General features: G+C 63.6%; 8 protein-coding genes and 2 pseudogenes. 3 read left to right on the top strand and 7 right to left on the bottom strand.

Features of this window, described 5'->3' with window-relative positions:
- Positions 1 to 158 precede the first annotated feature (158 nt).
- The 3 genes and pseudogenes from IL54_RS13320 (at position 159) to IL54_RS13310 (ending at position 4,622) form a co-directional block, all read left to right on the top strand.
- Positions 159 to 1,937, top strand: coding sequence for an ATP-dependent helicase (locus tag IL54_RS13320; protein WP_037476304.1), 1,779 nt, complete (start codon positions 159 to 161; stop codon positions 1,935 to 1,937).
- A 547-nt stretch (positions 1,938 to 2,484) separates the two neighbouring features.
- A pseudogene (locus IL54_RS23715) lies at positions 2,485 to 3,500 on the top strand (IS630 family transposase); the annotation flags it as partial.
- A 78-nt stretch (positions 3,501 to 3,578) separates the two neighbouring features.
- On the top strand, positions 3,579 to 4,622 hold the full coding sequence (locus IL54_RS13310; RefSeq protein WP_037478651.1) for an IS110 family transposase: 1,044 nt from the start codon (positions 3,579 to 3,581) through the stop codon (positions 4,620 to 4,622).
- 626 nt (positions 4,623 to 5,248) lie between these two features.
- Here IL54_RS13310 and cobU read toward each other — a convergent pair.
- The 7 genes and pseudogenes from cobU to IL54_RS13275 form a co-directional block, all read right to left on the bottom strand.
- Positions 5,249 to 5,776 (bottom strand): bifunctional adenosylcobinamide kinase/adenosylcobinamide-phosphate guanylyltransferase, encoded by a 528-nt coding sequence (gene cobU, locus IL54_RS13305; RefSeq protein WP_037476300.1) that lies wholly within the window; start codon positions 5,774 to 5,776, stop codon positions 5,249 to 5,251.
- Positions 5,773 to 7,260, bottom strand: coding sequence for a cobyric acid synthase (locus tag IL54_RS13300; RefSeq protein ID WP_052027694.1), 1,488 nt, complete (start codon positions 7,258 to 7,260; stop codon positions 5,773 to 5,775). The genes cobU and IL54_RS13300 overlap by 4 nt, the downstream gene beginning before the upstream one ends.
- Positions 7,248 to 8,197: pseudogene (cbiB, locus tag IL54_RS13295) on the bottom strand (adenosylcobinamide-phosphate synthase CbiB). The gene IL54_RS13300 and the pseudogene cbiB overlap by 13 nt, the downstream one beginning before the upstream one ends.
- Positions 8,190 to 9,173, bottom strand: coding sequence for a threonine-phosphate decarboxylase CobD (cobD, locus tag IL54_RS13290; protein WP_037476298.1), 984 nt, complete (start codon positions 9,171 to 9,173; stop codon positions 8,190 to 8,192). Before cobD ends, cbiB begins: the two are co-directional and overlap by 8 nt.
- Positions 9,170 to 9,898 (bottom strand): adenosylcobinamide-GDP ribazoletransferase, encoded by a 729-nt coding sequence (gene cobS, locus IL54_RS13285; RefSeq protein ID WP_037476296.1) that lies wholly within the window; start codon positions 9,896 to 9,898, stop codon positions 9,170 to 9,172. The genes cobD and cobS overlap by 4 nt, the downstream gene beginning before the upstream one ends.
- Entirely contained in the window at positions 9,895 to 10,476 is a 582-nt protein-coding gene (locus IL54_RS13280; protein WP_037476294.1) for a histidine phosphatase family protein, read from the bottom strand. Before IL54_RS13280 ends, cobS begins: the two co-directional genes overlap by 4 nt.
- Positions 10,473 to 11,008 (bottom strand): nicotinate-nucleotide--dimethylbenzimidazole phosphoribosyltransferase (locus IL54_RS13275; RefSeq protein WP_037478648.1); only part of this gene is annotated, 536 nt, incomplete at its 5' end. The genes IL54_RS13275 and IL54_RS13280, both read right to left, overlap by 4 nt.

Genomic DNA, 11,008 nt, shown 5'->3' with positions numbered 1-11,008 from the left:
GGTCCCTTTTAGACGCCGATCACCCCGCTAACGGGGTCCCTTTTGCACGCCGATCCACATCGGGAAGGGACGGCTGAGCGCCAAGATCGCCCGCAAGCTGCCCTTCGGCCAGCATCCACCCGGCTATATCGCTGCCGCCATCAGGTTCGTGGCCGACCGTGTCTAACCATCTCGCGCTGGCGCGGGCGCTGGTCGATCTTGCTGCCAACGCCGAACAGGCCGCGGCGGTTCAGGAGCGCGGCCATTGCGTTGTCCTGGCCGGCCCTGGCAGCGGCAAGACCAAGACCCTGACCACGGCGATGGCACGCTGCCTCGTGGAAGATGTCGTCGACCCGCGCGGGGTCGCATGTATCACCTACAATAACGAGTGCGCGATCGAGCTCGAGACACGCCTCGCCGCGCTCGGCATTGCCAGCAACGATCGCGCCTTCATCGGCACGGTCCACAGCTTCGCGCTCACGCAGGTGATCGTGCCTTATGCGCGCTGTCTCCCCGGACTGCTGCCGGATGAATTCCGCGTCGCGAGCCGGGCGGAATGCCGTGCTGCGGTCGAAATTGCTTATTCGCAGGTCTTTGACGACCAGTTCGATCCCCATGATCGCTGGGGCTTTGCCGAAGAGAAGCGCCGACGCGATGTCGACCGATCGCGCCCTGATTGGCGCGGTTGCAATCCTGAGCTTGCCGATTTTATCGAAGCCTATGAGGCCGAACTGCGCCGCCGCAGTCTGATCGACTTCGACGACATGCCGCTGATCGCCTTTCGCATGATCCAGCAGCATGGCTGGATTCGTGCCGCACTGCGAGCACGATTTCCGGTCCTATTCGTCGACGAATATCAGGACCTTGGCTATGCGCTGCACGAACTGGTGCTCCTCCTCTGCTTCGCCGGCGGAATGCGCCTGTTCGCGGTAGGGGACGCGGACCAATCGATTTACGGCTTTACCGGCGCTGATCCCGAACTGCTGCAAAGCCTGGTCGCGCGTGCTGATGTCCGCGTCCTTCGCCTGCGTTTTAACTACCGGTCCGGCGCCAAGATCATTCGCGCCTCGATGGGCGCGCTCGGCGAGGAGCGCGATTATCGTGGGCGCGACGGTGCGCCCGACGGCGACTTGTTCTTCTGGAAGGTGATAGGCGACATCGATACGCAAGCGCGCACTATCGGCAACAAGATCTTACCCGTGCTTCTTGAGCGCCATCCCGCCGAGGAAGTCGCCATTCTCTATCGCGCGGCCTGGCTGGGCGACAAGATCGCCGCCGCGCTTGATGCTAAGGATATCCCCTATGTCCGCACCGACGGCAACGCGCTGATCAAACGCAGCTCGCGGCTCGCGCGGTTCATTGAGGGGTGTGCCCGCTGGACCACCGGCGGCTGGCGCGAGGCCAACCCGCCTTTTGCGCGCTTGCTCTCGCAGGCCAAGGCCTTGGTGTTCGGCGGACGCAGCAGCGACGCGGAAGAGCAGATGCTATCAAGCCAGCTGATTGCATTTTTGCGCAGCGGGATTGACAGCGGCGAGACCACCCATTTCTGGTTGCAAAGATTCTGGCGCGAATTGGTCACGCCATGGCGCGCGATCGCGCGCAATCCACAGGGAGAATGGGACGTTTGCTCCGAGATAGCCACGCGAACGGATCCTGCGCGCGGCGGGGACATTGCCCTCAACATTTTCGCTGGCCGGATTGAGGGAACGGGCCGCGTCAGTCTCAGTACGCTGCACAGCGCAAAAGGCCGTGAGTTCGATGCGGTCATTCTCTTTGGCATGAACGCCGGGGCGCTCCCAAGTCAACGCGACCGAAAAACGCCAACGGCGCTGCGCGAGGCCCGGCGGCTCTTCTATGTTGGCGTGACGCGGCCGCGAAAGGAGCTCGCGATCGTCTATCAGGACGGAAATCCTTCGCCCTGGGTCGTTGAACTCTACAAGCGGAGCCAGCAGGGTTAACCGCAACGCGATGGGTCCAGGGCAGTTCGAGCCGTGCGGCCATTCCGGAGTCGGATCGAGCGGATTCTCCGGCCAGACATAAAAAGCCCAGGCGACGCACGAGTATTGTTTGATGGCCTCTTCGTTTAATGTCCTGAGCGGCGATATGCGCGTGCGATGAAGAACAAGCATCTTTTCGAGCTTAGGAAGGCAGTAGTGCGAACGAGAGTCGGCTATTTCAGTTGGTCGGGTCGCTCCAAAGCGGTCAGCCGCCAAAATAGTGGACGGTCTGCACCTAGGAGGCGAAATTCTCCTGCTGAAAGGCCGGAATGGGTCGGTTTTGCCGGGGGGCGAACGCCGGGTCGTGAGACAATGCTGCCGTTCGACGTGCGACGCTCAAACGGCAGGCTTCGCCGCAACCCGCCTTAGCTAGCGTGAGATGGGGCGGATGGGGGTCTGGGGCAAGAGGTTTCCGGCTCATACCATCCGTCCGTGATGCTGACTCACGTGGGGGATTCCCAAAGCGGCGAAACTATGAATCTATGTCTTCGGGTTGGAGGGCATTGTCATGGGTGCAGCGATTGGATTGCGAGACGACTTTGATGCAGCGGGCTTGAGGCGACTGGCGCGGACGACGAAGAGTGCGAACCAGGGACGCCGACTGCTAGCTTTGGCTGAAATCTATGATGGCGCGAACCGCAGCGATGCCGCGCGCATCGGCGGAGTGACCCTGCAGATCGTGCGGGATTGGGTGGTGCGGTTCAACGCCCGAGGTCCAGCGGGTCTCCTTGACGGCAAGGCCCCAGGCAAGCCGCCCTTGCTGAATGATACCCAGCGCCAAGCGCTCGCGGAGGTCGTTGAAAGTGGACCGATACCAGCGATCCATGGAGTTGTGCGTTGGCGGCTGATCGAACTGGCGCGGTGGCTTCATGACGAATTTGGGGTGTCTCTGACGGAAACGACCGTAGGGCGAGAGTTGAAAAAGCTGGGCTATGTGAAATTGACGGCACGCCCACGTCACCATGCCCAGAACGAATATGCGATGGAGGACTTCAAAAAGGGGGCTTTGCAGCCGAGCTGGCAAAGATCAAAGCCGCTCTCCCGCGCGACACGCCCATAGAGGTATGGTTCCAGGACGAGGCCCGTATCGGCCAGAAAAACAAGATCACCCGCCGCTGGGCCAGGCGCGGCACCCGGCCTTCAGCGCCCAAGGATCAGAGGACCAAATCAGCCTACATCTTCGGCGCTATCTGCCCTGAGCTTGGCAAGGGCGCTGGCTTGGTCCTGCCCTTCTGTAATACCCAGACCATGTCGCTGCACCTGGCGGAGATATCGCTCGCTATCGAACCAGGTGCCCACGGCGTGCTGCTGATGGATCAGGCCGGATGGCACATGACCGGGAAGCTGGAAGGACCCGATAATATCAGCATCGTTCCGCTGCCGCCAAAATGTCCTGAACTCAACCCGGTCGAAAATATCTGGCAATTCATGCGCGATAACTGGCTATCCAACCGCATCTTCACGTCCCACGACAACATCGTCGACCTTTGCTGCGAAGCCTGGAACAGGCTGATCGATCAGCCCTGCTGGGGTGGACGGCCTCCGTATGGCATCAGAATGTGCCAGAGTGAGTCGTTAGATTTCGATCGAAGGAGACCGCCCATGGAACAGATTATCCGCATTGGCATGGATACGTCAAAACATCTCTTTCAGCTGCACGGTGTGAATGCAGCGGAACAGCCGATTTTGCGCAAGAAGCTGCGACGCAAGGAAATGATCGACTTCTTCCAGAAGCTGCCGTCAACGGTGGTCGCCATCGAGGCGTGCGGCGCCTCACATCATTGGGCCCGCCTGCTGGGCTCGTTCGGTCATGAGGTGAAGCTGATCGCACCACAATTGGCAAAGCCGTACGTGAAGCGCGGCAAGAATGATGCCGCCGATGCCGAGGCGCTGTGCGAGGCCATGAGCCGCCCGACAATGCGCTTCGTGCCGGTAAAGACCGCAGAACAGCAGGCAGCGCTAATGCTGGTCGGAATGCGCGACAGGCTGGTGAGAAGCAGAACCCAACTCGCCAATGCGATCCGCGGCTACGCTGCCGAGTTCGGACTAACCACAGCCAAGGGCATATACAAGATCGAGCCGCTGCTCGAACGCACTGCAACCGATGAGACCGTTCCGACATTGGCACGCGAACTCTTCGCGTTGCACGCCAGCGAATACCAACAGTTGGAACGGCAGCTTGAAGACGTCGAGGCAAAGCTACTAGCATGGCACCGCAAAAATGAGTGCAGCCGACGCCTGGCCCAAATTCCAGGCGTCGGGCCGATTGGCGCATCGCTTCTCATGATGAAAACGCCCGCCCCGGAACTCTTCGCGTCGGGGCGTCAATTTGCAGCTTGGCTAGGCCTGACCCCGAAGGATCACTCAACCGCCGGCAAAGCAAGGCAGGGCGTTATCACGCGCGCTGGCGACGAAGCATTGCGAAGTATACTGGTGGTCGGGGCCACATCATTGCTTCGACGTGTCAGGGATGGAAGCGGAAAAAATGCCACGCCCTGGCTGCTCTCCATGCTCAAACGCAAACCGCCCAAGCTGGTGGCCGTGGCATTGGCGAACAAAATTGCGCGGATCGCTTGGAAAATGATGGCCACCGGCGAAACTTATCGAAAAAGCGTCGTGCTATCAGAGTTGAAATGCACGGCATAAGAGATCAGGCAGCGATGGTGAGCGGACAGTCAGAGCTACCATCCTGAACTGATGCGTGAACTTGCAAGAAACAGCAGATGGTGGATCGATCGATCCGAGACGCGTGATAGCCCGTATGCGCCAGTGGCCGTTGCAGGTCGCAGCCTTGTTTGGAACTCGTGTCGCGGAAACCATCTTGGCCAGCGTTCATGTGCGAACGCACCCACAGGCCGGACATATGAACGCAAGCGATCCGATCAATATTATCTGCCAAATCTTGCAGGGAGGGGGTCGTCCACATATGGCGCATCATGACAATTGGACGCCGCAAATGGGCACGTGGGTCGTGATCAATGCAGGTTGGTATCAGGTGCAACACCGGGATAAAATCGGGCCAGGCTGTCAAGACCGGTCGACAGTCGAGCACTGGCGCGCTTCGGTGATTACCTCTGCGGTCGGGGATCCCCGCGTCCGAAGGCGTACTCGCTAATCAGCGAGCCGCAGACACCGTTATTCCCGCTACATCATCTAGTGGAAGCTGTGCACCACAGTGATGGCCGGCGGCGTCACCGACACGCTGGATCTAGCTTTGCTCCATACCACCTGCCCCTCCGAGTTGCACAGTGGCAAGTGGTATGGCTAGCCGCTCATCCTTTAGGTTTCAGCGTCAAGGGAAGGCCGGCGAACATTATGACTGCCTCTTCAACCACTGCCGCTATTTCCTGATTGATGCGGCCCGCAACATCGCGAAACCTTCTGGCAAGGGCGTTGTCGGGTACAATGCCCAGACCCACTTCGTTGGCGACCAGAATGACCGGCCCCCGTGCGGCTGAAAGCGAGCGCGCCAGTCCGTCTGTAGCGGTAGCAGTATCGCGTTCCGCTAGCATCAGGTTCGAAGCCCACAACGTCAGGCAATCGACCAGCACCACCGTTTCCGGCGTGCTATATGCCGTGATTGCCACCGCCAGGTCCAGCGGTGCCTCGACAGTTGACCAGCGCGGACCGCGATCGGCGCGGTGCAGCTCGATTCGCTCGCGCATCTCATCATCGAAGGCCTGCGCTGTCGCCAGATAGACCAGTTTACCTGTCAGGGCCTCTGCCCGGCCCTGGGCAAAGCGGCTTTTGCCCGAACGCGCTCCGCCCAGCACCAGCAAATGGGGCAAGGCACTGCTCATGCGCTGTCTCTCGCTGGGACGGAGGCGGGTGGTTCCGCCATCGCCATCGCCACCAGCGCGTCGATATCGAGATGCTCCTCCAGCGCGGCTGCGATCTCGTCCAGCGCCGCCTCGACGGTGAAGCCATAGTCCACCCCCCCGGCTTCTACATCCATGCGCGACAGCAGCGCTCGGCGCAACTCCGCATCGGCCAGCAGGCCGTGGACATAAGAACCAAACACCGTTCCGCCCGCATTTATCGCGCCATCACGGCGTCCATCGGAAAGCAGGGCGAAGGACCGCTGCGGGTCCGGCCCGCTGGTTTGCCCCATGTGCATTTCATACCCATGAAAAGGCGCGCCCATCGCCATACCGCTGACCGGACGCAGCGCCTTGTGTGCGTGCAAGGTCGTTTCGACATCGAGCAGGCCGAGGCCGCTTGCGGTGCTGGGCGGGCCTTCCAGACCATCGGGATCGGCGATGCTTTTGCCGAGCATCTGGTAACCACCGCAAAGCCCAAAGATCAGCCCGCCGCGCCGGTGATGCCCCAGAATATCGATGTCCCAGCCCTCTGCGCGCAGAGCGGCCAGATCGGCGATGGTCGCCTTTGACCCGGGCAGGATGATGAGCGCGGCCTCTGCCGGGATCGGCTGGCCGGGCGGAACCATGTGCAGGTCCACACCATGTTCGAGCTTCAGCGGATCGAGGTCATCGAAATTGGATATGCGCGGCAGGATCGGACAGGCGATCAGCTTGCGGCCCCCCGCGCGCGCCTTGCCGCGCTCCAGCACCACGGCATCCTCGCTTGGCAGCCGTGCGGTCGCGCCCAGCCACGGCACCACGCCGAATCCGCGCCAGCCCGACAGGCTCTCGATCTGGCGATAACCATCGGCGAACAGTGCGGGATCGCCCCGGAACTTGTTGATGATGAAGCCCTTGATCATCGCGGCATCCGCCGGGTCGATGATCGTCTTCGTGCCGACGATGGCGGCAATGACTCCGCCGCGATCAATATCGCCGACCAGCACGACGGGCACGCCTGCCGCTCGCGCAAAGCCCATATTGGCGATGTCGCCAGCGCGCAGGTTGATTTCCGCAGGAGAGCCCGCACCCTCGGCCACGACAATATCGCACGCCCGGCGGAGCCGGTCGTAGCTCGCCATAACTTCACCCAGCAGCGCGCCCCGTGCCTGCCGAAAATTGCCCGCGCCCAATGTGCCGCGCACCCGGCCATGCACGATCAGTTGCGATGTGCGATCGGCCTGTGGTTTCAGCAGTACCGGGTTCATGTCCGTATGCGGCTCCACCTTGCAGGCTATCGCTTGCAAGGCCTGCGCCCGGCCGATCTCGCCGCCATCGCTGGTGACAGCCGCATTGTTCGACATATTCTGCGGCTTGAACGGCAAGACCCGCAAGCCCCGCCGCACTAGGGCGCGGCACAGCCCCGCCACCAGCACCGATTTGCCCACATCAGAGCCGGTGCCCTGAAGCATTATAGCGCCCATGCTGCACCTCCTGCAATTCCGGCCGCCATCAACCACAGGCACAGACATGCACGGGCGTAGACGCCCAATCCGCGCCGCATATCCTCTGTCCGGGCCGGGCGGCCTCCCTCCCCAATCCAGAGCTTGTCCGAAACAATTCCGTCATAGGCAATTGGCCCGGCTAGGCGCAGCCCCAGCGCCCCGGCCATCGCGGCCTCGGGCCAGCCCGCATTGGGCGAGGTGTGCCTGGAAGCATCGCGCAACAATATCCGCCAGCCACCCCCGCCGCACAGGCAGATTAGAAATCCCGACAGGCGCCCTGGAATGAGGTTCATCGCATCGTCGGTGCGGGCCGCAGCCCAACCATAGGCGCGCCATTGCTCCTCGCGGTGCCAAATCTGCTGTCGGCGGTGTTGATCGCCTTATAGGCCCAGATACCGGGCAGCCCCAGCACCAGCAGCCAGAACAACGGCGCGACCACCCCGTCGCAGAAACTTTCCGCCAGACTCTCGATCGCCGCGCGGGTAACACCCGCTTCATCAAGCGCCGTCGTATCACGGCCAACGATCATGCCGACAGCGGCGCGCGCGGCGGGCAGATCCTGCCGCTCCAGCGCATCGGCAACGGGGCGGACGTGGTCGTACAGGCTGCGCTGCGCCAGACCCGGCCAGGCCAGCACAGCGATCAGGGGCCAGGCCCACGGCCCGGCGATTGCCACGAGCAGACTTTGCAGCATCCAGCCCGCACCGCCCGCCATACCCAGCAGGATCAGGACGGTGACCGCCCCGGCCATGCGCCGCTGTCCATCGGAACGCGAGGGGACATTCCAGCGCCGTTCCCGCGCGGCGATAATCCGCGCAAAAATGCCCACCGGATGGCCGATCCGGCGATACAGCGGCTGAGGCCAGCCCACTGCCGCGTCGAGCACCAAGGCCAGGAAAGCAGTCAGATCAATCATCAGCCAGCGCCGCATCAAGGCGATCCAGCGCCTCTCGGTCGGCGGGCAGGCCCAGGCGCAGCCAGCGCGGATCGTAATCGAACGGCCGCGTCAGGATGGCATGTCGCGCAAGGCGTTCGAACAGCGCGGCGGCATCGTCGGTTTCGATCAGCCGGAACAGTGGGCAGGCGCCTATCGCGCTGAAGCCCCGCCGCGCCAGCACCGTATCCAGCGCGGTGGCCTGTTCGCGCAGGGCCATCCGCATGGCGGCTGTCCAGTCCACATCCTGATATGCCGCTGTGCCGATGGCCAGCGCCGCTGCCGATAGCGGCCAACTGCCCAGCCGCTGCCGATATTGCGCGATCAGCGCGCGCGGTCCCAGCACAAAGCCGAGCCGCACCCCGGCCAGCCCGAAGAATTTGCCGAACGAGCGGAAGATAATCAGCCGCTGTTCGTCCTGCACATGGGCGGCAAGGCTGCTGTGCGGGGCGGCATCGGCAAAGGCTTCGTCCACGACCAGCCACGCTGCGCTGTCGCGCCGCGCCTCCAGCCAGCCCAGCAGCGTCGCGGGCGGGGTGATCTGCCCATCGGGGTTGTTGGGATTGGCGAGGATGAGGGTCGCTTCCTCTGTCCCCGCCAATTCGGTCAGGGCTACGGGACGGCTGCGGGGAATCATCTCGCCATGGGTGCGATAGCTGGGCTGGGCATGGATAGCGGGGCCGGGCACGATGTCGCCCAACATCCGCAGGCCGATCTCGGTGCCCGGCACCGCGCAAACATGGGCCGGGTCCGTGCCGAAATGGGCAGCGGCAGCGGCCTCCAGATCGTCCAGCGCGCCCGCGTCGGGCAGCGCCTGCCAGTCCATCGCCAGATCGCCCGCGCCGGGCCAGCCAAGCGGATTGATGCCGGTGGACAGGTCGACCCACGGCGCCTTGCCCATGCCGAACTGCGCCATGGCATCGGCCAACCTGCCGCCGTGAAAACTGAAGCTGTTCATGTCGTGTGTATCCATAGGCCCGTGATTGCCACGCTCAGCAGCAAGCCGGTTTCGATCAACTCGATGCCTGCACCATGGCCATCGCCGGAAATCCCGCCCAATGCGCGGCGCACGTGCCTCCCCCACCACAGAACGAGCAATGGTGTGATAAGCAGCGCCGGAGTGAACCACGCCGCCGCAGCCAGCGCGGCCGCCCAGCCCGCAAGATCGATCGGGCCGATCGCGGAACGGAATCGAGCCGCCAGCCCCTGATGCAGCGGCATCAGCCACCATGTCCACACCAGCGGGCCGATGCGCGCGGCAAACGGCACCAGTACCAGCGCGCCAAACGCCCGTGCATCCACCAGCATATCCAGCAGCACCAACTTGCTCAGCAGTTGCAGCACAATCGCGACAACGCCGAAGCTGCCGACATGAGGATCGGCCATAACGGCCAGCAGCCGCTCGCGATCTTTATGCGCCGCGCCGCTGGCATCGGCGAGGTCGGCCAGGCCATCAAGGTGCAGCGCGCCGGTCACGCCCACCCAGACGATCAGCGCGGCCAATGCGCCCAGCCGGTGATCGACCAGCGCGCCTGCCCATGCGGCTCCCGCAACCGCTGCACCAATAACCAGGCCTACAGCGGGAAACCAGCGCATGGATCGGGCGAAGGCGGCATCGTCAACGACAACCACGGGTGTCGGCAAGCGCGTCAGAAACTGCAGGGCGATGATGAAGCCCCTCACGGATAAAGCCCCGCGATCTGTGCTGTGGGGCGCTCGCCCGGTCCCTCAGCGGGCCAGACGCGCAACGCCAGCAGGCCGTTGTAGGGCAGATCAACTGCCCAGGTCTGGCGCACATCAAACCCGCAAAGCACCGCCACTGCTGCCCGCATCGCGCCTGCGTGCGTGACGATCAGCGTCGACCGGGCGGCCAGATCGCCAATGGCAGCGGACACACGGTCCACCAGCGCCGACCAGCGTTCTCCACCGGGCGGCGCATGGCCATCGGGATCGTCCCAGAATCGCGCCAGCGCCGCGCCTTCGACATCGCCCGGCGCCATCCCCTCCCATGCGCCAAAGTCCAGCTCGCGCCAGCGCGGATCGATTGACAGCGGCACGCCGGTCTCCAGCCCGATGGCCTCGCCCGCCAAACGCGCACGGGAAAGGTCGGAAGCGATCAGAACTTCCGCCGCCAGATCCCGCGCCTGATCGGCGCAGGCCGCGATACCTGTGGCAACAGGCGGCGCATCGGTGCGGCCGATCAGCCGCCCCGCGCCTTCCGGTTCGCCGTGGCGCAAGAGGTAAAGTGAAAAGCTGCTCACAAGCCGTCTGCCACCCCGGCCTCGGCAAATGTCGCCATACCATTGTGCGTGGCCAGCGCTGCCCGGATTACCGACACCGCCAGTGCCGCGCCGCTGCCTTCGCCCAATCGCATCCCCAGCGACAGCAGGGGATCAAGGCCCAAATGCCCCAGCAGTCGGATATGCCCCGGTTCAGCCGAGCAGTGCCCCGCCAGGCAATGATCAGTGATCGCCGGAACGGCGGCGGCCAGCGGCGCCAGCGCGGCGCAGCTGATGAACCCGTCCAGCACCACCGGAATACGCAGGCGGCGCGCCTCCAGCACGGCCCCGGCAATCGCGGCGATTTCGCGCCCGCCCAACCGGCGCAAAGTCTCAAACGGGGTGTCCGGCACATTGGCATGACAGGCCAGTGCCTGTTCCACCACCGCCACTTTGCGCGCGATTCCGCCCGCATCAACCCCCGTGCCCGGCCCGACCCATTGCGCGGGCGCGCCGCCATAGCTGCGCGCGCAGAGCGCGGCGGCGGCGGTCGAATTGCCAATGCCCATTTCGC

Origin of the sequence: Sphingobium sp. ba1 (genome assembly GCF_000743655.1) — a bacterium.
In the GTDB taxonomy this organism is placed as follows: Bacteria; Pseudomonadota; Alphaproteobacteria; order Sphingomonadales; family Sphingomonadaceae; genus Sphingobium.
Note: the sequence above shows the minus strand (reverse complement) of the source record. Positions and strands in the feature narration are given on the sequence as shown.

What these genes read in the sequence shown, in the direction of transcription:
- IL54_RS13310 (WP_037478651.1), top strand. Translation starts at nt 3,579, where the DNA reads ATGGAACAGATTATCCGCATTGGCATGGATACGTCAAAACATCTCTTT.
- cobU (WP_037476300.1), bottom strand. Translation starts at nt 5,776, where the DNA reads ATGAGCAGTGCCTTGCCCCATTTGCTGGTGCTGGGCGGAGCGCGTTCG.
- IL54_RS13300 (WP_052027694.1), bottom strand. Translation starts at nt 7,260, where the DNA reads ATGGGCGCTATAATGCTTCAGGGCACCGGCTCTGATGTGGGCAAATCG.
- cobD (WP_037476298.1), bottom strand. Translation starts at nt 9,173, where the DNA reads ATGAACAGCTTCAGTTTTCACGGCGGCAGGTTGGCCGATGCCATGGCG.